Here is a 21,539-nt window from a genome sequence, read left to right as displayed (position 1 = left end):
ACGGCAGAGCTTCGGCGCGCCCTCACGCGCCATGCAGCGCTGACGCACATCGCGCCGCTGCGAACCGATCAACACACAAAGGGGAACACCATGCGTACTTTCTACAAGCGCGCCCTCTTGGGCACGCTCATCGCGGGCGGCATCACGCTGCTCGGCGCGACGGTCGCAAATGCGGCCGAGACGCCCTCTGATCCGAATCTGCTGACGTCGGTCGTCGCGGACAACGGCCCGGTCGACGCTCTCGTGGGCGACGGCATCGTCGACCCGCTGCTGGGCGATGACGGCGCGGTCGCGCCCGTCACCGGCGCGGTGGCCGCGGTGGTCGACGGTGTGACCGGCACCACCGCCGGAACCGTCGTCACCGAAGCGCTGACCGGCGACGACAGCGCACTCAACGACGTCGTGGGCGACGGCGCGCTCGTCGAGGGCGGCACCGTCGGCAACCTCGCCGAGAACGGCGACGCCGTGCTCAACGACCTCGCCGCGGGCGACGTGCAGGGTGCTGTCACGAACCTCGGCACCACGGTCGAAGACCTCGGCTCCGACGTCGGCCAGACGGTGACGGCCGCCGCGCAGAACACCGACGACCAGGTGATCGACGGGATCGTGGCCGACGCGCTCACCGATGTGGGCGGCATCCTGAACGGCGACGACCCGGCTGCCGGCCTGCAGAACCTGGTGCAGGACCTCGGCGACAACACCGCCGACGCCACCGACACGTCCGGCCTCGCGCAGGACGCGCTGCAGCAGACGCTCGAGGGCGGTCCGACGGCGACGCCGAACACCCCGACGGACGACGCTGACGGCCTGCTCACCGGTCTCACCGAGGACAACGGCCTGGTCGACGGACTCGTCGGCGACAGCATCCTCGATCCGATCCTGGGCGAGGACGGCGCGCTCGAGCCCGTCACGGACGCCGTGGGCGACCTGCTCGACGGTCTCACCGACACCACTGCCGGCAGCGACCTGCTCGACGGCCTGCTCGGTGAGGACTCCGGTCTGAACGACGTGGTGGGCGACGGCATCCTGGTCGAGGGCGGTCTCGTGGGCAACGCGGTCGACAATCTCGACAACACCGTCGGCGACCTGCTGGACGGCGACGTCGACGGCGTGGTCGAAGACCTGGGCACGACGGTCTCCGACCTCGGCTCGGACCTCGGCACCACGGTGACCCACGCGACCGGCAACACCGCCGACCAGGTGCTCGACGGTCTCGTCAACGACGCGGTCGGCGACGCCGGCACCATCGTCGACGAGCTGCTCAGCGGCGGCGACGTCCTTGGGGCCGTCTCCGACACGGTGCAGAACGTGGGCGACAACCTGACGGACGCGGTGGACAACACCGGGCTGGTCGATGACCTGCTCACCGACCTGCTCGGCGACACGGACCCGACGGACCCGACGGATCCCACGGATCCCACGGACCCGACCGACCCGACCGACCCGACCGACCCGACGGACCCGACGGACCCGACGGACCCGACGGACCCGACGGACCCGACCGACCCCACCAACCCCGGTGACGGCGGCTCGAACGGCGGCTCGAACGGCGGCGACGGGATCACGGGCTCGACGGCTGACGCCGGCGCTGCCTCCACACTCGCCGCGACAGGAGGGGCGGGCGCACTCCCGTTCCTGCTGCTGGGACTGATGCTCCTGGTGGCGGGCGCGTTCGCGCGCGCGTCGCGGCGCCGCTCCGCGTGAGTCGACGGGGCAAGTCGACGTTCCCCAGACGCCCTCGCCCCGACTCCGCGTGAGCAGGCGGGAGGACCGATCCAGCCGGTCCTCCCGCCCCCGAACCGCCCCCGACCTCGCCGACGTTCTCGCCTGGACCGGCGGGGTCGGGGGCCTCAACGCCTCGACCGCGGCGTCCGTCTCTGCCTGGACCGGACGCCGCGGCTCGAGGGGAATGAAGTGGATGCCGCGACCCGGGGGGCTCGCGGCATCCACTTCTTCATGCACCCGGCCACCTCGCGTCGGGCCGTCTCCCCGCGTCGCGTTGCGCGGCAGGCAGGCGCTCGCCAGAGTGGAGGGATGCCCTTCCCTGAGCCCTACCGACTGATCCCGGTCCCCTCCGAGCGCCTCGACGACGTGCTGCTGCTCGACGTGTGGGCGTTCCCGACGAGCGACACCGTCCAGGCCCTGCGCGAACTCCCGAGCCCCCTCAGCTGGGACCGCACCTACGGCGTCGTCCGCGGCAGCGACGAAGAGCCGCTCGCGGGCTTCCACGGCGCCTATCCCCTGCGGGCATATCCGGTCCCCGGCGCCGAGGTGTCGTGCGGATGGCTGACGTGGGTGGGTGTGCATCCGGGGCACCGGCGGCGCGGCATCCTTCGCGGCATGATCGAGCACCACTTCGCCGACTGCCTCGCACACGGCGAGCCGATCTCTGGGCTCATGGCCGCCGAGACCCCGATCTACGGGCGCTTCGGCTACGGCATGGCATCCACGCAGGTGAGCCTCACGATTCCCCGGGGTGCGGCCCTGCGGCCCGTGCCGGGTTCGTCCGAGCTGGAGGTCGCGCTGGAGGAATGGGATGCCGCCACCCACGGCCCGATCGTCGCGAGCATCCACCGGGACTACGCGCGCGTGCCCGAGGGTCTCGGCCGTCCGGGCTGGGCGACCCGCGAGACGCCGGAGCAGCGCACCGCGCGCGAGACCGACGCCCCGATCCACCGGGGCGGCAAGGAGGCGCTGCGCGTACTGCTGGTGCGCGCCGGCGACGGCACGCCGGTGGCGTACGCGACCTTCCGCCGGTCGAGCTCGTGGGGGCGCGCGGGCGCCGAGGGCACCGTGCACGTGCGCGAGGCGGTCGCTCTGACGGCTCCCGCCGCGCACCGGATGTGGTCGGTGCTGCTGGACCTCGACCTCACCAGCAAGGTGCAGATCGCGAACCTTCCCGTCGACGACCCGATCGTGTCGCTGCTGGTCGACATCCGCGCGGCTGTGCCCGACTACCAGGACAACAGCTGGATCCGCATCGTCGACCTGCCCGCGGCGCTGTCGCAGCGCGCGTACGCCGGCGACGTCGATGTCGTGATCGAGGTGACCGACGCGATGCTCCCGGCCAACGCCGGGCGGTGGCGCGTCCACGCGGAGGCATGGGGCCACGCCGCGGTGGAGCGCACCGAGGCCGAGCCCGACCTCGTGCTCGACATCCGGGAGCTCGGCGCCGCGCACCTCGGCTCGGTCACCCTGTCTTCGCTCGCCCAGGCGGGTCTGGTCACCGCACGCACCCCCGAGGCGCTGCGTCAGGCGTCCGCGGCCTGGTCGTGGCCCGTGGCCGCGGGCGCGAACTGGATCTTCTGACGGCGGCGCCCGACCCGGAAGCGGCCGAGGACGGCCCGAGAACGACGGATGCCGCAGACCCGAAGGTCTGCGGCATCCGTACGTGTGCGCCAGGATTACTTGGCGGCGACCACCTGCAGCGTGATCACGGCGGTGAGGTCGTCGCGGAGGCGAACGGTCGCCTCGTGCTCGCCCACCGACTTGATCGGGGAGGTGATGTGGATCTTGCGCTTGTCGAGGTCGCCGAGACCGGCGGCCTTGACGGCGTCGGCCACGTCGACGGTCTTGACCGCGCCGAACAGACGACCCTCGGCGCCGGCCTTGACGGCCAGGCGGACCTTGTTGGTCTCGAGGTTGTTCTTGAGAGCCACGGCCTCTTCGTGGTCGTGGATCGCGCGCGCCTCGCGGGCGGCGCGGATCGACGCCACCTGCTTCTCGCCACCGCGGGTCCACGCGACCGCGAAGCCCTGGGGGATGAGGTAGTTGCGGGCGTACCCGTTCTTGACCTCGACAACATCACCGGCGCTACCGAGCCCGGCGACCTCGTTCGTGAGAATGAGCTTTGCCATGTGGGTACTCCTTAGCGGCCAGCGCCGGCGTAAGGCAGGAGCGCCATTTCGCGCGCGTTCTTGATCGCCTTGGCGATCAGACGCTGCTCCTGCACCGAGACACCGGTGATACGACGGGCGCGGATCTTGCCGCGCTCCGAGATGAACTTGCGGAGGGTGGCGACGTCCTTGTAGTCGATGACGCCGACACGGATCGCCTTCGCGGGGGCGGCGTTCTTCGCGCCCTTCCGCGGCTTCCGGCGGTCGCCGGTTGCCTTTCCAGCCATGGTGCTTCCTTAGTTTTCTTCGATCGGATGCCTCGCCAGGAGGCATCCGGAATCTGTATCTGAGATCAGAACGGGGTGTCGTCGCCGTAGGCGCCCGGAGCCGCCCACGCGTCGCCGCCGCCGCTGTTCGAGGAGCCGGGCGTCGACCACGGCTCGTCGGCGACCTGTGCCGGACGCGACTGACCGCCGCCGCCGAAGTTGCCTCCGCCACCGCCGGAGCCGCCCGCGGCGCGGGTGACCGAAGCGGTCGCGTAGCGCAGCGACGGGCCGATCTCGTCGACCTCGAGCTCGATCGCGGTGCGGTTGTTGCCTTCGCGGTCCTGGTAGCTGCGCTGCTTGAGGCGGCCGGTCGCGATGACCCGCATGCCCTTGGTCAGCGAGCCGGCCACGTGCTCGGCGAACTCGCGCCACACGCTCGCGCGGAGGAACAGCGCCTCGCCGTCCTTCCACTCGTTGCTCTGACGGTCGAAGTTGCGAGGGGTCGACGCGATCGTGAAGTTCGCGACGGGGAGGCCGTTCTGCGTGTACCGCAGTTCGGGATCAGCCGTGAGGTTGCCCACGACGGTGATGATCGTCTCGCCGGCCATCTGCCTTACGCCTTCGCAGCCTTGGCGGTCTTGCGGGCGGCACGCTCGTCGGCACGCTGCTTCTCGGACGCGATCATGGCGATCGCCTCCTCGGCGCGGAGCACCTTGGTGCGCATGATGCGCTCGTCGAGGTTCAGCTGACGGTCCAGCTCCTGCGTGGTCGCAGCGGTGGCCGTGAAGTTGACGACGGCGTAGATGCCCTCGGTCTTCTTCTGGATCTCGTACGCAAGACGGCGCTTGCCCCAGATGTCGATGTTCTCGATGGTGCCGCCGTCGGTCGTGATGACCTTCAGGAACTTGTCGAGGTTGGCGCCGACCTGGCGCTCGTCGATCTCAGGGTTCAGGATGACCATGAGTTCGTACTGGTGCGTCACTAACCCACCTCCTTCGGACTAGAACGGCTGTCGGGCATTTCCCGGCAGCAGGAGGGTGTGTTTGCACGTCGTCCGATCGGCGCGCGGGTGCGCACTCACACGGACAACCCTCCTATGGTACCGGATGCCGCAACCCGCGCCCAATCGGGGTCGCAGAGCGAGCGAGGACGCTTCGTCTCGCTGGCGCTCGCTCAGCGACCGACTCGCGAGACGAAACGCCCCGACCGCACGAAGGGCCTATCGCCCGCGTCCGCCTCGCTTGTGCCATCCGCGCACTGCGTCTATGCCTCCTATGATGAACGCCTCGCGCTTGGCGTGGCTCCAGCCCTGTATGCGTTTCTCCCACGCGAACGCCTCCTCGATGCGCGCGAACTCATTCGTCCATACGAGCTCGACGGGCCGCCGACGCCGGGTGTACGCGGCGCCTTCGCCGGCGTTGTGCTGATCCAGACGCCGGTCGAGGTCGATCGTGCTGCCGACGTAGTACGTGCCGTCGGCACAGCGAAGGATATAGACGTAGCCCATTTCTCGATGCTGTCTGCCATTGGCGGCGCCGAGGTGCGTTCGACCGGCATCTGTGAGCGGGCGTTGCTCCCCCCGGTCTGGGGAGGACACGCGGGCGTTTCGTCTGCGGGCGCCAGAGCGCCCTCCGCTCAACAACCGGGACCACCGGCCGTTGAGCGAGCGAGACCAAACGGTCGTTGAGCGAGCGAGGAACGAGCGAGACGAAACGCCCCGATCGCACGGACGACGTCGTGCCAGGACCGCGTTTCGTCTGCGGGCGCCAGAGCGCCCTCCGCTCAACGACCGGGACCACCGGCCGTTGAGCGAGCGAGACCAGACGCCCCCGCCCCGACCACCGGTCGTTGAGCGAGCGAGGAACGAGCGAGACGAAACGCCCCGACCGCACGGGCGACCTCGTGCCACACCCCGTTTCGTCTGCGGGCGCCAGAGCGCCCTCCGCGACGAAACGCGCCGACCGCACGGCAGGCGCTGGCTAGCGGAAGGCGTTCAGGCCCGTCAGGTGCTGGCCGAGGATCAGGGTGTGGACCTCGTCGGTGCCCTCGTACGTGCGCACCGACTCCAGGTTGGCGGCGTGGCGGATCGGGGAGTTCTCCAGCAGCACGCCCTCGCCGCCGAGGATCGTGCGGGCCTCGCGGGCGATCGCGATGGCCTGGCGCACATTGTTGAGCTTGCCGAGCGAGACCATCGCCGGGGTCAGGGTTCCGGCATCCTTCGCTCTTCCGATCTGCAGCGCGAGCAGCGCGCCCTTCTGCAGCTCGACCACCATGTCGACGAGCTTGCGCTGCGTCAGCTGGAACCCGGCGATGGGCCGCCCGAACTGCTCACGCCGCAGCGCGTGCCGCAGGGCCGCCTCGTAGCTGTCGCGCGCGGCGCCCAGCGCGCCCCACACGATGCCGTAGCGCGCCTCGTTCAGCGCCGAGAAGGGCCCGCGCAGTCCGCGCGCGCCCGGAAGAAGAGCGGATGCCGCCACCCGCACCCGATCGAAGGTCAGGTGGGTCTGCACCGACGCCCGCATCGAGCCCTTCGGCCCGAGCACCGCGATGTCGAGACCCGGAGTGCCGGTCGGCACGAGGAAGCCGCGCACGCCCTCGTCGGTCTGCGCCCACACCACCACGACGTGCGCGATCGACGCGAGACCGATCCAGCGCTTGGCGCCCTCGATGATCCAGTCCGACCCGTCGCGCCGCGCGAAGGTCGTCATGCTCGCCGGGTCCGACCCTGCGCCCGGCTCGGTGAGCGCGAAGCTGCCGATGGCCTCGCCGGCGGCCATGCGCGGCAGCCATTCCTGCTTCTGCTCCTCCGAGCCCCAGCGGTGGATGGAGCCCATCGCGAGGGAGCCCTGCACCGACACGAAGGTGCGGATGCCCGAGTCGCCGGCCTCGAGCTCCAGCGCGGCCAGACCGTACTCGACCGCACCGGCGCGACGGCATCCATAGCCCTCGAGCGTCATGCCGAGCACGCCCAGGCGTCCCAGCGCGGGGGCCAGCTCGGCGGGGAAGACACCGCGGTCGAACCAGCCCGCGATGTGGGGGCGGATCTCGGCGTCGACGAACGCCCGCACCGTGTCGCGGGTCTCGCGCTCGGCCGGGCTCACCAGCGCGTCGATGCCGAGGACGTCGGATGCCGCGCGCAGCGCGTCGAGGTCGTCGGGGTCATGCGCGCCGTCGGTCATGGCATCGATTCTGCTCCTCTCATGTGTGCGACGATGAGGGTCGCGCGCGCACGCGCTGACGAGGGGACCGAACGGATGCCGCACCCGACCGCCGAGACCGCCCTCTCGCTGACCCTCGTCGGGACGCCGGACTTCGGCAGCGAGGTGCTGAAGGCGCTGTACCGCATCACGGGCCGATCGACCGTCGAGCTGCGCACCGCGATCCTGGCCGGCGAGCCGGTGTACACGGCGGAGCTGTTCGGCAGCGACCACATCCATGTCGTGCCGCGTCTGGAGAAGACCGTCGCGTACCTCGAGGGTCTGGGCGTGCCGTTCGTCGTGCATGAATGGGCCGACGGCGAGCGCGAAGAGATCACGCTCGACGTCATGCGCCGGATCATCGGCGAGTAGTCGCTCCTCGGCCGCCCGACGCCGGCCGAATGTCGCGTCGACGGCGTGCGAGACGATATGTTCGCGGCAGCCGCAGTGCTGCGGGATCATGGGGCCGTGCAAGCGATTATCGATTATGCTGGCCGAACACGCTCCAACGATGGGACCGAACGGATGCCTCGCACGACCACTCTCGTCTTCGCCGGCGACTCGATCACAGACTCCGGGCGCGACCGCGACGACGTCGCCTCGCTGGGGGACGGGTACGTCAGCCTGATCGCGCGTGCGGTGGCGGAAGGCGGCGAGACCGTCGTCAACAAGGGCATCTCGGGCAACCGCGCCGTCGATCTCGAAGCCCGCTGGGATGACATCCTCGCCGCCGGCCCCGACGTGCTCACCGTGTACATCGGCGTCAACGACATGTGGCGCCGCTTCGACAGCGACGACCCCACGTCGTCCGAGGACTTCGAGGCGACCGTGGCGGGCCTGCTGGAGGCATCCCGAGCCGCCGGCGTCGAGCGCATCTACCTCATCGAGCCGTACTTCGTGCCGGTGCGCGACGACCAGGTCGCGTGGCTCGACGACCTGAACCCCAAGCGCGACGCCGTGCGGCGCCTGGCCGAGCGCTTCGACGCGACACTGGTCGAGCTGCACGACGCCGTCACCGCCGCGGCCGCGGAGCACGGCGCGGCGGCGATCGTTCCCGACGGCGTGCACCCGACACCGCGGGGTTCCGAGATCATCGCCGACGCCTGGCTTGCCGCATACGCGGCGACCGCCGACGCCCAGAAGGTGGGCTCCGCATGACCGATGCCCTCGAATCCGTCACCGAGCTCAAGCGCGGTCTGCTGTCGGACCAGATCTACGAGCTCGTCAAGACGATGATCAAGGACGGCTCGCTCGAACCCGGCGAGCAGCTCGTCGAGTCGCAGCTGGCCCGCCGCCTGCAGGTCAGCCAGGCGCCGGTGCGCGACGCGCTCAAGCAGCTCGTGCACGAGGGTCTGGTCACGCACGTCCGCCACCAGGGCAGTTTCGTCACCAGCTACACCGACGAAGAGGTCGCGCAGGCCCGCCAGGCGCGCGCCGAGCTGGAGTCGATCGTCGGCCGTCTCACGTGCGGCACGCTGTCGGCCGACACGCGGTCGCGGCTGGACGAGCTCATCGCGCAGATGCACGAGGCCGCAGACGAGAAGGACCTGGGCGCCTTCCGCGAACTCGACTTCGCGTTCCACCGCTCGGTCGTCGAGGCGAGCGGCAACGTGTACCTCCCCCGCATGTGGGACATCATCGAGCCGAGCCTCCGCTCCTTCCACGTGCTCGCCGACCCCGATTATCCCGGCGACTGGCATGTCGCCGCCGACTGGCACAAGAGCCTGGTCGAGGCGCTCGACGGCGGCGACCCCGACAGCGCCGCCAAGCTGTTCTACGCCCACGCCGCCGGCACGCTGCTTCCCGACGAGGAGTGACGATCCGGGATGCCGGGGGCCGCGGCATCCCGAATCCCGGACTTCTCGCGCCGCCGATGTCGAGAACGCGCGGCCGGTTCCGTCTCCCCTGTGAAGCGGCCAGAATGGGCCGCACCGAACGGGAGGCTGTCATGGCCAAGTATCTGATGCTCAAGCACTACCGCGGGGGGCGCCCGTCGCTGAACGCCGTTCCCATGAACGAGCTCACCAAGGACGAGTGGGCCGCCCACGTGCAGTACATGCAGGACATGGAGCGCCGGCTGCTCGACTCGGGCGAGCTCGTCTCGTCCGAAGGGCTCGCGATGGGCGGCGCCTGGGTGCGCTTCGACGGCGAGGGACGACCGCCGGTCGTCGACGGCCCGTTCGCCGAGACCAAGGACCTCATCGCGGGCTGGATGATGATCGACGTCGACTCGTACGAGCGCGCGCTCGAGCTCGCCTCCGAGCTGTCGGCGGCGCCGTGGGCGGGCGGCGAGCCGCTCGGCGAGTGGCTGGAGGTGCGCGAGGTCATGTTCTCGACACCCACCGACGTCGCCTGACGGTGGACGCGGCGGCCCTGCGCCGGGCGATCCCCGAGGTCGTCGGCATCCTCTTCCGGCGCGGCGCGGACTTCGCGTCGGCCGAGGATGCCGTCCAGACCGCGCTGCTGCGCGCGGTCGAGCGGCCGCCGTCCGAGGAGGTGCGCGACGTGCGCGCGTGGCTCGTCACCGTCTCGTGGCGCGTGTTCCTCGACCAGGTGCGCAGCGAGTCGGCGCGCGCGGCGCGCGAGGAGCGTCTCGCGCGGGAGCCCGAACCGGGGTCGGTCCCCGACCGCGACGACACGCTCGGGCTCTACTTCCTGTGCACCCATCCGGTGCTGACGGCGTCGTCGGCGACCGCGCTCACGCTGCGCGCGGTCGCCGGCCTGACGACCCGGCAGATCGCCGACGCCTTCCTCGTGCCCGAGGCCACGATGGCGCAGCGCATCAGTCGCGCGAAACAGCGGCTCACCGGCATCCCTCTCGATCAGCCGGGCGATCTGTCACGCGTCATGCGGGTGCTCTACCTCGTGTTCAACGAGGGCTACTCGGGCGGGATCGACATCGCCGCCGAGGCGATCCGGGTCACGCGTCAGCTCGCCGCGCTCACGGACGAGCCCGAGGTCGCGGGCTTGCTCGCCCTCATGCTGCTGCACCACGCGCGCCGGCCCGCGCGGGTCGTCGGCGGTGTGCTCGTGCCCCTCGCCGAACAGGACCGCGCGCTGTGGGATGTCTCGGCGATCGGCGAGGGCGTCGGCATCCTGCAGGCCGCGCTCGCGCGGGACCGGCTCGGCCAGTATCAGGTGCAGGCCGCGATCGCCGCCCTGCACGCCGACGCGCCGACCGCCGCAGAGACCGATTGGGTGCAGATCGTGGAGTGGTACGACGAACTCCTGGCGTTCGGAGATTCGCCTGTCATCCGGCTGAATCGTGCGGTCGCGGTGGGCGAGGCCGACGGGCCTCTCGCCGGGCTTGCGGCGCTCGACGCCGTAGACGACGACGTGCCGCGCTACCACGCCGCGCTCGCGTACCTGCAGGAACGGGCCGGAGACGTGGATTCCGCGGCCACCGGCTACGCCGAAGCCGCGGGCCGCGCGACCAGCGCCCTCGAGCAGCAGCACCTGCTGCGGCAGGCGGACCGGCTGCGCGGTGCAGCGGCGGCCGGCTGAGCGCGGCCTGCTGAGCGCGGCATCCGGGTTCGTCACCTTCGGTTCGCCTCCTGTTCCCCCCGGGGCACTACCGTCGCCGGGTGCTCTCTGCCCTCCCCCGCATCTCGCGCCCGGTTCTCCTCGCCATCGCCGTGGTCTTCGCCGCGCTGCTCGTGCTGCTGAACGCGTCCAGCGCCGCGGCGCATCCGGCGGGCACGACCGGCGTGTTCATCACGGTGCAGTCCGACGCCGTCGATGTCGAGATGCAGATCCAGAAGACCGGGTTCGTCGCGGCGACGGGGTACGAACTCGAGACCGACCAGGCCGAGCTCGACGCGGTCGCCGACAACGTCGAGTCGTTCCTCTTGAACCGGGTCTCGCTGCAGGACGACGTGTCGCAGCTCACGCCGACGGTGACGGTCGACCCCGAGTTCATCCGCGTCAACGGCGAGGACTCGATCCGCACGACGCTGCGCTTCACCGACGGCGGGCGGCCGATCGAGGGGGCCCTCACCCTCGACTACGACTTCATCCTCGACGTCGTGCCCTCGCACCAGGTGTACGTCGCACTCGTGAGCGACTGGAACAACGGCCAGGTCGCCGAGGGCGACCCCGAGGTCGTCGGCGTGCTCGGCGGCGGCGTGACCGAGATCACCCTCGACCGCACGCAGCAGACGCCGCTGCACGGCTTCTTCGCCGTCGTGTGGCTCGGCATGCTGCACATCGCCGAGGGCACCGACCACCTGCTGTTCCTCACGACGCTGCTGATCGTCGCGCCGTCGCTCGCCGTCCGGTCGGGGCGCGGTTTCCGCTGGACCCAGCCGATCCCGACCAAGCGCGCCGTGCTGCGTGCGGCGCTCATCATCACGTCGTTCACCGTCGGGCACCTCATCACGCTGGCGCTCGTGTCGCTGGGCGTCATCTCGTTCCCGACCAAGCCGGTCGAGATCCTCGTGGCGATCTCGATCGTCGTGGCCGCGGTGCACGCGATCAAGCCGCTCATGCCGAGGGGCGAGCTCATCATCGCCGGGGTCTTCGGGCTCGTGCACGGCACGGCATTCGCGACCACGATCCTCGACCTCAACCTCGGATTCGGCGAGAAGCTCGTCGCGATCCTCGGGTTCAACATCGGCGTCGAGCTGGCGCAGCTGATCGCCGCGGTGCTCGTGCTCCCGCTGCTGATCTGGCTGTCGCACGCCCGCGCGTACCCCGGTTTCCGCACGACGATCGCGGTGCTCGCGATCGTCGCCGCGACGGCCTGGATCGTCGCGATCAGCGTCGACGGCGACACCGTGCTGCAGCCCGTGTTCGACGGCATCGCGCAGTACCCGCTGGTCTGGTACCTCGTGCTGGTGGCCGTGGTCGCCGCGCTCTGGTACTTCACCCGCCAGAGCCCCGCGGATCCCGCACCCGTCGAGTCCGCCGACACGGAGACCACGGCCGGGGCCGATGCATCCGAGCGGACTCCCGCGTAGAGCCGCTCCGGCACGGGGCCGACCGTGCGGCCCAGGCGTTTCGTCTCGCTCGTGCCTCGCTCGCTCAACGACCGGGGGGTCGTGGTGCCGGTCGTTGAGCGGAGCGCGCTCTGGCGCGCGCAGACGAAACGCGGTCCTGGCACGAGGCCGACCGTGCGGTCGAGGCGTTTCGTCTCGCTCGTACCTCGCTCGCTCAACGACCGGGGGGTCGTGGTGCCGGTCGTTGAGCGGAGCGCGCTCTCGCGCGCGCAGACGAAACGCGGTCCTGGCACGAGGCCGACCGTGCAGCCCAGGCGTTTCGTCTCGCTCGTACCTCGCTCGCTCAACGACCGGGGGGCGTGGTGCCGGTCGTTGAGCGGAGCGCGCTCTGGCGCGCGCAGACGAAACGCGGTCCTGGCACGAGGCCGACCGTGCAGCCGAGGCGTTTCGTCTCGCTCGTGCCTCGCTCGCTCAACGACCGGTCGCTGAGCGAGGCGCGCCAGCGACGAGACGAAGCGTCCTCGCTCGTCCGACGACCACGACGTGCCGGCGCACGAACAAGCGCCCCGCCCCTCACGCTCTGTGAAGGACGGGGCGCTCGTTCCGGATGAGGTCAGTCCGTGGCGCCGACCGCGGCCTTGGCGCGCTCCTCCTCCAGGGCCTTCGCGACGGCCTCGCTGACGCGGGCCTCCTCGGCCTGCTGCGCGGCGACCTTGCGGCGAGCGCGACCACGCCACACCAGCACCGCGGCGACGGCGATCAGCGCCAGGATGAGCAGCAGCATCCAGGGAACGGCGGGGCCGACCGCGGTGGCGGAGACCTCGGCGATCGGGGAGCGCGAGCCGGCGGCATCCGTCACCAACGGGGTGACCGTCGTCGTCGCGATCACGGCGAACAGCGGCGGCACGTTCGGAACGACGACCGTCACCGTGCGGCTCTCGCCCGGCAGCAGCTCGGGGATGGGGTCGGCGGCGGGCGCCTGCGTCGCGAGCAGGCCGAAGACCCCGCCCACGGTCGAGGCCGGATCTGCCGAGATCGTCGCGTTCCCGGTGTTGTGCAGCGTGTACGTGACGGTGGCGTCGCCGCCGGCGAACGGGTTGAGGCCGCCGTCCCACGAGACCGACAGGTCTTCGACGGCGAGTGCGGGGGCGAGCTCGCCGCCGACGCGCAGGTCGACACGGATGCCGAGGCGGCGATCGACGTTGACGCCGGTGGCGGCGTCGGGCACCGTGAGCGACGTGACCAGGCCACCGGCGTAGTCGCCGGGCGTCGCGTCTTCGGGGATCGAGACGGTGAACGGGATGCTGGCGGTCGCGCCCGGCGCGACGGTCACGGTCTCTTGACCCGGCGTGATCCAGGCGCCGACACCCGTCGACTTCTCGTCGGCGAGCACGAGCGAGAGGGCGCCGTCCTGGGTGGTGAAGCCGTCGGCTGCGTAGACCTCGAGGTCGATGGGCTCCTCGCCGCGGTTGGCCACGACGATGCCGTCGGTGAGCGTGCTGCCCGGGTCGATCGCATAGCTGTAATTCGTGCGGTCCGACCCGAAGTCGTTGGAGTCGGTGCGGACGGTCCAGTTGACGTCGTCAGCCGTGTCGCCCGCGTCGGCGGCCGAGGCCGGCGCGGCGGACAGCAGGGGCAAGAGCACGAGCGCGGCGAGAAGGGCCGCAGCCGCGGTGCGGGCGCGATGAAGCAGAGGGGAGTGGGCGGAGCGTGCGTTCACGAGGGGCTTTCGAGGGGGGCGGGAACGGGAACGGTCCGTGGGAGAGAGGGGTCGCCTCTCTCCCACGGACGCGGGGTGTCGCGGGCTGGATCAGCCGGCCAGGGCCGTGATCGTCAGCTTCGCGCGGTAGCTGCCGGTCGCGGTCTGCGTCGGCAGCTTGAGGTCGAGGTCGGCGCCGAGCAGCGCCTCGCCCTTGTCGTGACCCTGGGTCGCCGCGCCGAGCACGCGGTCGACCGACAGGCCGGCGCCGCCGTCGAAGCCCGACGAGACGGCCGCACCCGCGACCGCGCCGGCGCCGGCGGTGACGACCTTCGGGGTCCAGCCGAGGTAGCTGCCCGGGAAGGTCTTGTCGCCGTCCGCGAAGTCGCTCAGCACCGACGTGATCGACCACGGCGACAGCGACGAGCGGGTGTCGGAGACGGCGATCGGGTTGATCGCGCCCGTCGCCTCGAAGTAGCCGTTCTTCTCCTCGGCGGTGCCGAGGTCGACGAGGCCGTTGTGGCCGTCGATGGTCCAGCCGAACTCACCGGGGGCCGCGGTGGGCACGACGACCTGGAGGTCCTGGCCGCCATCGGCGTGGAACGGGTGGATGGTCACCGAGTCGATCTTCGACTCCACGCCGCCGTTGGCCGAAGCCTGCGAACGGATGCCCTCGACGACGAGCTGGTCGGACTTGACCTGCACCTTGACGTAGCTGCGGGTCTTCTCCTGGCTCTGCACCGAGTTGTACCAGTAGCTCGACGGGTTCAGCGGGTCGGCGCCGTTCCCGGCACCGCTCGTGCCGCTGTTGTCGGGCGCAGTGATGTCGTAGTACTTCGAGCCCGACGCCGAGTTGGCCGTCATGTAGATGACGCCGCCCTCGCCGACGAACACCTCGTTGGCGCCCGGCTGCTCCTCGGGGTTGGCCTTCTCGCCGTCCTTGATCTCGTAGCTGCGCGTGTAGACGTGGTCGTGGCCTTGCAGCACCAGGTCGACGCCGAGCTCCGAGAACGTGGTCGGGAAGTCGACGCGGCGCACCTTGTTGTCGGCATCCTTCGCGTGCGAGGCGGCCGAGTAGATCGAGTGGTGGTACACGAGCACGGTGTACTTCGCGTCGGCGCCGTGGGCCTTCACGACGTCGGTCACGTACTGCACGTGGGCCTCGTCGCCGCCCCCCGTGGCGTTGTTGTAGCTGTTGCTGTTCAGGTCGATGAACAGCACGTCCTTGTAGATGTACCAGTAGTCGCCGCCGGACTCCGTCGCCGTGTTGCCACCGCGGTAGTAGTCGGCCGAGTAGTCGGTGTTCGGCGTGTAGAAGTGCTGCTCGTACGCCTTTCCGCCCACGTCGTGGTTTCCGATGGTCGCGGCCCACGGGTACGAGCGCAGCTGCTCGGGCGCGAGGAACGCATCCCACTGCGCCTCGGTGTTGGCCGTCTCGACCTGGTCGCCGCCCGAGACGAGCAGCTCCGTGTCGGGGTTGGCGTTCAGCGCGACGTTCATGGTGTCGACCCAGCCCGCCTGATCGTTCGCCACGTTGCCCGAAGCGCCGATCTGCGGGTCGCCGAAGAACAGGAAGTCGAAGTCACCCTCGAACGACTGCGTCTTGAAGGAGTACGTGGGCGACCAGTTGCCGTCCGAGCCGACGCGGTACGAGTACTGCGTGTTCTCCTGCAGGCCCGAGAGGGTCGCGTGACGGTTGAAGCCGCCGCTCGACGCGATGTTCGCGGCACCCGTGGCCGAGAAGGTGGTCACCGAGGCGACGAACTCGCCGCCGACGAGGGCCGACGAGGGCGCGAGCTGCACGACCTGGGCGCTGTCGGCCGAGGTGTACCAGGTCACCGTGCGCTGGGTCTCGTTCGCGCCGACACCGAGCACGATGCCCGTGTACGAGGCGCTGTCTTCCGCGTTGGCGGGCGCCGTCGCGACGAGCACGCCGCTGAAGGCGAGCGCCGCGCTCATTGCTGCGGCCGAGAGCCACAGCGCCGCGCGGCCGTGAGGCCGCGAGGTTGCTACTGAGAGCATGGGTCTTCCGTTCTGTCTGGAAGGGATGGGGGAACGGGGTCGGGCGAGCCGGCTCCGACGGACGAGCTTCGCCACTCCACGTGACGCGCCACGCCCGGCATTGTGAACGGACGGCGCCGGCGAGGCGAACACTGGGCGAACGGAGGCGTCTGGGGCGGATGCCGGCGGTGCCGTCGCGCATGCTGGAAGCATCCCGTTCTCCATCCCCTAGGACGATCCGTGCCCTTTCGCGCCGTCATGGCGACCGCCGTCGCCGCCGTGCTCCTGCTGTCTCTCGCCGGCTGCGCCACCGACGACTGGAGTGCGCCCCGCGCCGAGCCCACGCACATCGGCGCGCCGGCCGCCGGGTTCGCGCCCGAGACGTCGCCCTCGCCTGAGGCGACCGTGACGCCCGCGGACGGCTCGTGGCACGGCGTCTCGCCCTCGCCCGGCTACCGCGTCGTGCTGCTCACGAGCGGTTCGGACGCCACGACGGGCGTGCTCAACGACGCCGTCGAGGCGTGGGCCGCCGACGAGCAGGTGTCGCTGCGCACTGTCGACGCCGAGGACTCCGATCCGATCCCCGCGATCGTCGACGCGATGGACATGAAGCCCGACCTCATCGTCAGCACCGGCGAGGCGCTCATCGACGCCCTCGCCCTGGTGACCCCCAACCATCTGGACGTGTCGTTCCTCGTGCTCGGCGCCGAGCTCGCCGAACCCACCTACAACGTGACGTCGGTCGACTGGACCGGTGCCGGCTTCCGCGGCGAGGGCCTGGGCTCGGCCACCCACTTCGACGAGTCCTCGTTCACGCCCGAGCGCGGCGACGCCGCCATCCGCGCCGGTGCGACGGCCGTGCTGACCGGGATGACCGGCGTCGTGCTCTGGATCGATTGAGATGAGGGATGCCGGCGGCCCCGGCATCCCGAATCCACTATCGCGACGGAGCACGAGAGGATGGACGCATGTCCTCCTCCACTGAACGCCAGTCGAACCCGACCGCGTGGGCCGCGTTCTGGTTCGCGCTGGCCGGCCTCGTGCTCATGCCCATCCCGCTCTTCATCGGCCTGATCCTGGGCGGTGCCCTCTCGATCGTCGCAGCGGTGCTCGCGGTGATCGCTCTGCTCAAGGGCCTCGCCCGCAGCGGCAAGGGCATCGCTCCCGTGGTCTTCGCCGCCATCTTCATCGCCCTGACGTGGGGCGGCATCTCGATCGGCGGCGGCATCGTCTGGTAGTCCGGCGGGGCCGGGTGACTTCCCGCCAGGATCGGCGGCATCCACTCATGCGCCGTTTCGCGGTCTGATCAGCGTGTTCGGCGCTAGGCTGGCGCCGGATCCGACACGCGGCGCAACGGAACGGTGGCTATGACGACACGGTGGCGAAGGGTGGTCGCGGCGATGCTCGCGTCGCTGGTCGCGGCGAGCCTGGCGGGGTGCACGACATCGTCGTCGGGAAGCCGGCACAAGCTGTACAACAGCACCGACGCGCTGGTGCTCGACAGCACCGACATCGTCGTCGGGACCGTGCAGGGCTCGGGTGTCGACGGTGATGCGACCGTGGCGACCGTCGAGGTCGAGAACACTCCGACGAACCCGTCGCTCGGCTCGAACGTCGACGCTGACGCGGGGACCATCGAGGTCGGCGACGTCATCGAGGTGCGCCAGCAGATCGACGAGAAGCTCGCCACCGGAACGCAGTACCTGCTCTACCTCACGCCGACGATGCTCTCGGGCGACGCCGCCGACCAGTACTACATCACCGGCGCCGAGGCAGGCATGTATGCGCGCGACGGCGACGTGTTCCGGCGCGTGGTGCGGGACAGCGGTGACACACTCCCCGAGACCATCTCGATCTCGGAGTGAGGAGGCGAGCGCGGCGACCATGACTCGCGTGTGGCTGACCGAGTGGGAATGGGCGTGCTGCGGCGACCCGTTCGCCGTCGGCGACGACGTCGACCTCGGCATCGCGGCGCGAACCCCGGGCGAGGCTCTGGCCGAGCTGCTCGGTCCGGCGCTGGCGGCCACGGTCGACGCGGTCGAGTCGCATCACGAGGAGGAGTTCCCCGATCGGGTGCGGGGTCGTGTCGTTGCCGTGCACGGTGTCACACAGGAGGTCATCGAACGTCGCACACTGCGCCGTCCCGGACATGGCGCACCGCTGACCGCCGACATGCCGGCTGAGGGCGAGGAATGGCCGATGACCGGCCAAGACATGGGCAACGGATTGTTCGTGGGAACACGTCCGACGCGCTACGTCGTCGAGATCGTCCCGGTCCCGGATTCGGCTGAGCTCGCGCCCGCCCGTGGTGTCCGGCTGGACGTGGCGAGCGGGCCCGCGCTCGAGAGCACCGCCCAGCCGGGGGACGATGCGCCGGGCGACCGGCGCTCACGGGCGTTCGCCGGCTGGCTCGTCGACGTCGAAGAGCCGGCCTGAGACCGGCGCAGGCCGACGATGTCACGGCCGTCGGCCATGATGAGTGACATGTCGGACGCACTGCCGGTTCCCGGGCTCGATCGCGATCGGCTCGTGGGTCTGGCGTACCGGATGCTCGGCACGGTGGCGGATGCGGAGGATGCCGTCCAGGAGGCGTTCGTCCGCTGGTACCGGCTCGACGACGCAGCCCGTCGCAACGTGGCGAATCCGGTGGGATGGTTCGCGAAGACCACCAGCCGAGTGTGCCTGGACATGCTCAAGAGCGCATCACGACGCCACGACTCGTACGTCGGGCCGTGGCTTCCCGAACCCGTTCCCGATGACCGGTACGCCGTCCACACCGCCGAGGCGGGCGACCCGTCGGAGCGCGCTATGCGGACGGAGTCGGTCAGCATGGCGCTGCTGACGGTGATGGAGACCATGACGCCCGCCGAGCGTGTCGCGTTCGTGCTGCGCGACGTGTTCGACTTTCCGGTCGCAGACATCGCCGAGGTCCTCGACCGCTCGCCCGGAGCCGTCCGACAGCTGGCCTCGTCCGCGCGGACGCGGATCCGGGATGCCGGAACCACGCGGGCGGCACCGAGCACGCGTCTGGTCGCGGCGTTCCAGCACGCGGCGACCACCGGCGACGTCGCCGCGCTGGTCCGGCTGCTGCACCCGGAGGTGATGCTGCGCTCGGACGGCGGCGGCCGCGTCCGCGCAGCCCTGAACCCGGTCCTGGGCGCCGACAAGGTCGCGCGATTCGTCGTCGGCGTGCTCGCACGACAGGCACCCACCACACTCACCGTCCACGCGGGTGGCACCGAACCGGTGCTCACGTTCACCCGCGACGGCGACACGAGCGGAGTGCTCGAGCTCGTCGTCGACGGCGCCGGCACCGTCCGGCAGGTGCTCGTGCAGTGGAATCCCGACAAGCTGGGATCCTGGCGGCGAGGCTGACCTGACACCCGCCGCGGCTGTGTCGTCTACGTGATGAACACTCAACGAGCAGGAGGACAGCCATGCAGGCGATCACCGTGACCGACCCCGATGCCGGCACCGCAGGGATGCGACTCACCGACCAGCCAGAACCGCACGCGGTCGAGAACGACGTGATCGTCCGCGTGCATGCCTCCGGCTTCACGCCCGGAGAGCTCACGTGGTCGGGGACGTGGACCGACCGGGCAGGACGCGACCGGACGCCCAGCATCCCGGGGCACGAGCTCGCGGGCATCGTCACGGAGCTCGGGTTCGGGACCACGGGCCTCAGCGTCGGCCAGCGCGTTTTCGGGCTGGCGGACTGGACCCGCAACGGCACGCTGGCGGAGTACGTCGCCGTGGAAGCACGCAACCTCGCGCCGCTGCCGGCCGACGTCGACTTCGTGACGGGCGCCAGCCTCCCCATCTCGGGGCTCACCGCCTGGCAGGCGCTGTTCGACCACGGACGCGTGCAGGCGGGCCAGAGCGTCCTCGTGCACGGCGCCGCCGGCGGGGTGGGGTCCGCGGTCGCGCAGCTCGCTCGCGAGGCGGGCGCACACATCATCGGGACCGGTCGCCCCGCCGACCGAGACCGTGCCCTGGACTTCGGCGCGCACGAGTTCGTGGCCCTCGGCGTCGACGACCTGACGGCCGTGGGTCACGTCAACCTGGTCATCGACGTCATCGGCGGCGAGATCGGCGATCAGTCCGTCGATCTGGTCCAGCCGGGTGGCACGCTCGTCACCATCGCCGCTCCGCCCGCCCGGCAGCCGAAGGAGGGGCGTGCGATGTTCTTCGTCGTGGAGCCGAACCGCGAGCAGCTCACCGCGATCGCCGAGCGCGCCCGCTCGGGACGGCTCCGGGCGAACATCGGTGCGGTGCGTCCCCTCGCAGAGGCCGTGGACGCGTTCAACCCCACCACTCGCGCCGTCGGCAAGACAATCATCACCATCGCCTGAGCGCGAGCGGCTCCCCTCTGGCTAAGAGAACACCGGCGAGAGGAAGCGGCGCTCGTAGCGGCGGATGCAGCCGGTCGAACGTGCGAACTCGAAGGCCTCCTGGCACTCCGGGTCGGTCTTCGATGCGTTCCGGTAGACCTCGTACTCCGCCAGAGAGGGGAAGGTGAACAGCGCGAACGCCTCGTCGCTGTCGCCTTCGCTGGGCATGAAGTAGCCGTGGTGCGTGCCGCCGAGCCTGTTCACGAGGCGGATCCACGTGCGGCCGTACTCGGTGAACTCGTCGAGCTTGTCGGGGTCGATCTCGTAGCGAAGGTGAACGGTGATCATCGGGTTCCTCTGCGTTCGGTGTCTTCACGAGTCTCGCCGACGCGCGGGGGATGCCACGACGATCGCCGCTCAGCCGGCACAGGTTGGCGGAGGATGCGCGGGAACATGGCAGGGGCACGCACCTCGCATGCCCCTGCCATGACCCTCGGTCAGGGCCGGCGTGTCACCAGCCCAGCTCGCCCTGGTCCTCCTGGAAGGTGCCGGTCGGGCCGTCGGGGCCGATCATGGCCAGCTTCGCGACGACCTGGGCGCTGACGGATGCCGGACGCCCGGGGTGGCTGCCGGGGTCGCCGCCGCCGAGTTCGGTCGCGGTGATGCCGGGCTCGACGGCGTTGAACTTCACGTTCGTGTGCGCCCGCGAGTACTGGACGGTGAGCATCGAGACCGCGGCCTTGCTCGACCCGTAGATGAGCGAGACGAAGCTCGACGCCGGCCGCGACGGCTCGTGCGTCGCCCAGAACGAGCCGAGGGCGCTCGACACGTTGACGACGACGGGGTTCGCCGACTGCTCCAGCAGTGGCAGGGCCGCCTCGGTCACCCGCACGATCCCGACGACATTCGTGTCGAACACCTCGAGCACGCTCGCGCTGTCGAGCGATTCGGTGAAGTCGCTGCCCCATTTGGCGATGCCGGCGTTGTTGATGAGCACGTCGAGTCCTGTGCCCGCTTCGGAGATGGTCGCGATCGCCGCGCTCACGGAGGCGTCGTCGGTCACGTCGAGTTGCACGAAGCGTGCGCCGACCTCGTCGGCCGCGGCACGCCCGCGAGCCTCGTCGCGTGCCCCGAGCCACACCGTGTGCCCCGCGTCGACGAGTGCGCGGGCGGTCTCCTTGCCGAGGCCCTTGTTGGCCCCGGTGATCAGTGTCGTTGTCATGCATCCAGCGTCCGCCGCTCGCGCAGGCGCAGGCAGTCGTCGCTTTCTCC

At 70.6% G+C, this 21,539-nt stretch carries 24 protein-coding genes; 14 read left to right on the top strand and 10 right to left on the bottom strand.

Features of this window, described 5'->3' with window-relative positions; all coding sequences use genetic code 11:
* Positions 1-90: 90 nt before the first annotated feature.
* Both JNB62_RS03310 and JNB62_RS03305 read left to right on the top strand, forming a co-directional pair.
* Positions 91-1,704 (top strand): hypothetical protein, encoded by a 1,614-nt coding sequence (locus tag JNB62_RS03310; RefSeq protein ID WP_220299446.1) that lies wholly within the window; start codon positions 91-93, stop codon positions 1,702-1,704.
* Between the two features lie 330 nt (positions 1,705-2,034).
* A complete protein-coding gene (locus tag JNB62_RS03305) occupies positions 2,035-3,309 on the top strand; it encodes a GNAT family N-acetyltransferase (RefSeq protein ID WP_220299445.1) in 1,275 nt (424 codons plus the stop codon).
* A 95-nt stretch (positions 3,310-3,404) separates the two neighbouring features.
* Here JNB62_RS03305 and rplI read toward each other — a convergent pair whose 3' ends face one another.
* The 6 genes from rplI to JNB62_RS03275 all read right to left on the bottom strand — a co-directional run bounded on the left by rplI (position 3,405) and on the right by JNB62_RS03275 (position 7,281).
* On the bottom strand, positions 3,405-3,857 hold the full coding sequence (gene rplI / locus JNB62_RS03300; RefSeq protein WP_220299444.1) for a 50S ribosomal protein L9: 453 nt from the start codon (positions 3,855-3,857) through the stop codon (positions 3,405-3,407).
* Positions 3,858-3,868: 11 nt separating this feature from the next.
* A complete protein-coding gene (gene rpsR, locus JNB62_RS03295) occupies positions 3,869-4,123 on the bottom strand; it encodes a 30S ribosomal protein S18 (RefSeq protein ID WP_005054609.1) in 255 nt (84 codons plus the stop codon).
* Positions 4,124-4,188: 65 nt separating this feature from the next.
* Entirely contained in the window at positions 4,189-4,710 is a 522-nt protein-coding gene (locus tag JNB62_RS03290) for a single-stranded DNA-binding protein (RefSeq protein ID WP_220299443.1), read from the bottom strand.
* A 5-nt stretch (positions 4,711-4,715) separates the two neighbouring features.
* Positions 4,716-5,084: a 30S ribosomal protein S6 gene (gene rpsF / locus JNB62_RS03285; protein WP_141896288.1), complete on the bottom strand. Its 369-nt coding sequence runs from the start codon at positions 5,082-5,084 to the stop codon at positions 4,716-4,718.
* 237 nt (positions 5,085-5,321) lie between these two features.
* Entirely contained in the window at positions 5,322-5,609 is a 288-nt protein-coding gene (locus JNB62_RS03280) for a GIY-YIG nuclease family protein (protein WP_220299442.1), read from the bottom strand.
* 472 nt (positions 5,610-6,081) lie between these two features.
* Entirely contained in the window at positions 6,082-7,281 is a 1,200-nt protein-coding gene (locus tag JNB62_RS03275) for an acyl-CoA dehydrogenase family protein (protein WP_220299441.1), read from the bottom strand.
* A gap of 75 nt (positions 7,282-7,356) precedes the next feature.
* Here JNB62_RS03275 and JNB62_RS03270 point away from each other — a divergent pair, with 75 nt between their 5' ends.
* The 6 genes from JNB62_RS03270 to JNB62_RS19520 all read left to right on the top strand — a co-directional run bounded on the left by JNB62_RS03270 (position 7,357) and on the right by JNB62_RS19520 (position 12,257).
* Positions 7,357-7,671, top strand: a complete 315-nt coding sequence (locus JNB62_RS03270; protein WP_220299440.1) for a hypothetical protein — start codon at positions 7,357-7,359, stop codon at positions 7,669-7,671.
* A gap of 153 nt (positions 7,672-7,824) precedes the next feature.
* Complete coding sequence (locus JNB62_RS03265) at positions 7,825-8,457, top strand: SGNH/GDSL hydrolase family protein (protein WP_220299439.1); 633 nt, start codon at positions 7,825-7,827, stop codon at positions 8,455-8,457.
* The gene (locus JNB62_RS03260; RefSeq protein ID WP_220299438.1) at positions 8,454-9,116 is read left to right on the top strand and encodes a GntR family transcriptional regulator; all 663 of its coding nucleotides are present in this window, start codon (positions 8,454-8,456) and stop codon (positions 9,114-9,116) included. The genes JNB62_RS03265 and JNB62_RS03260 overlap by 4 nt, the downstream gene beginning before the upstream one ends.
* Positions 9,117-9,247: 131 nt before the next feature.
* Complete coding sequence (locus tag JNB62_RS03255; RefSeq protein ID WP_220299437.1) at positions 9,248-9,655, top strand: YciI family protein; 408 nt, start codon at positions 9,248-9,250, stop codon at positions 9,653-9,655.
* Positions 9,656-9,657: 2 nt separating this feature from the next.
* Complete coding sequence (locus JNB62_RS03250) at positions 9,658-10,803, top strand: RNA polymerase sigma factor (protein ID WP_220299436.1); 1,146 nt, start codon at positions 9,658-9,660, stop codon at positions 10,801-10,803.
* Positions 10,804-10,883: 80 nt separating this feature from the next.
* Positions 10,884-12,257: a HupE/UreJ family protein gene (locus tag JNB62_RS19520; RefSeq protein WP_220299435.1), complete on the top strand. Its 1,374-nt coding sequence runs from the start codon at positions 10,884-10,886 to the stop codon at positions 12,255-12,257.
* 592 nt (positions 12,258-12,849) lie between these two features.
* Here the strand turns inward: JNB62_RS19520 and JNB62_RS03240 are convergent.
* Both JNB62_RS03240 and JNB62_RS03235 read right to left on the bottom strand, forming a co-directional pair.
* Positions 12,850-13,956, bottom strand: coding sequence for a WxL protein peptidoglycan domain-containing protein (locus JNB62_RS03240; protein ID WP_308291707.1), 1,107 nt, complete (start codon positions 13,954-13,956; stop codon positions 12,850-12,852).
* Between the two features lie 90 nt (positions 13,957-14,046).
* Complete coding sequence (locus JNB62_RS03235) at positions 14,047-15,957, bottom strand: purple acid phosphatase family protein (protein WP_220299434.1); 1,911 nt, start codon at positions 15,955-15,957, stop codon at positions 14,047-14,049.
* 219 nt (positions 15,958-16,176) lie between these two features.
* On the opposite strand from JNB62_RS03235, the gene JNB62_RS03230 reads away from it, so the two are divergent.
* The 6 genes from JNB62_RS03230 to JNB62_RS03205 all read left to right on the top strand — a co-directional run bounded on the left by JNB62_RS03230 (position 16,177) and on the right by JNB62_RS03205 (position 20,288).
* Positions 16,177-16,836, top strand: coding sequence for a hypothetical protein (locus JNB62_RS03230; RefSeq protein ID WP_220299433.1), 660 nt, complete (start codon positions 16,177-16,179; stop codon positions 16,834-16,836).
* Between the two features lie 68 nt (positions 16,837-16,904).
* Positions 16,905-17,174: a hypothetical protein gene (locus JNB62_RS03225; RefSeq protein WP_220299432.1), complete on the top strand. Its 270-nt coding sequence runs from the start codon at positions 16,905-16,907 to the stop codon at positions 17,172-17,174.
* A gap of 129 nt (positions 17,175-17,303) precedes the next feature.
* Positions 17,304-17,801: a hypothetical protein gene (locus tag JNB62_RS03220; protein ID WP_220299431.1), complete on the top strand. Its 498-nt coding sequence runs from the start codon at positions 17,304-17,306 to the stop codon at positions 17,799-17,801.
* Positions 17,802-17,820: 19 nt separating this feature from the next.
* On the top strand, positions 17,821-18,372 hold the full coding sequence (locus JNB62_RS03215) for a DUF6578 domain-containing protein (protein ID WP_220299430.1): 552 nt from the start codon (positions 17,821-17,823) through the stop codon (positions 18,370-18,372).
* A gap of 48 nt (positions 18,373-18,420) precedes the next feature.
* Positions 18,421-19,311 carry an RNA polymerase sigma factor SigJ gene (gene sigJ, locus JNB62_RS03210; protein WP_220299429.1) on the top strand — a complete coding sequence of 297 codons (891 nt, stop codon included), beginning with the start codon at positions 18,421-18,423 and terminating at the stop codon, positions 19,309-19,311.
* Positions 19,312-19,373: 62 nt separating this feature from the next.
* On the top strand, positions 19,374-20,288 hold the full coding sequence (locus JNB62_RS03205; RefSeq protein WP_220299428.1) for an NADP-dependent oxidoreductase: 915 nt from the start codon (positions 19,374-19,376) through the stop codon (positions 20,286-20,288).
* A 21-nt stretch (positions 20,289-20,309) separates the two neighbouring features.
* Here the strand turns inward: JNB62_RS03205 and JNB62_RS03200 are convergent, their stop codons facing one another.
* Complete coding sequence (locus JNB62_RS03200) at positions 20,310-20,615, bottom strand: NIPSNAP family protein (RefSeq protein ID WP_220299427.1); 306 nt, start codon at positions 20,613-20,615, stop codon at positions 20,310-20,312.
* Between the two features lie 163 nt (positions 20,616-20,778).
* A complete protein-coding gene (locus JNB62_RS03195; protein WP_220299426.1) occupies positions 20,779-21,489 on the bottom strand; it encodes an SDR family NAD(P)-dependent oxidoreductase in 711 nt (236 codons plus the stop codon).
* Between the last annotated feature and the right edge of the window lie 50 nt (positions 21,490-21,539).

It is taken from the genome of Microbacterium jejuense (assembly GCF_019511665.1).
In the GTDB taxonomy this organism is placed as follows: Bacteria; Actinomycetota; Actinomycetes; order Actinomycetales; family Microbacteriaceae; genus Microbacterium; species Microbacterium jejuense_A.
This window is presented reverse-complemented; position numbering and strand designations above follow the sequence as displayed.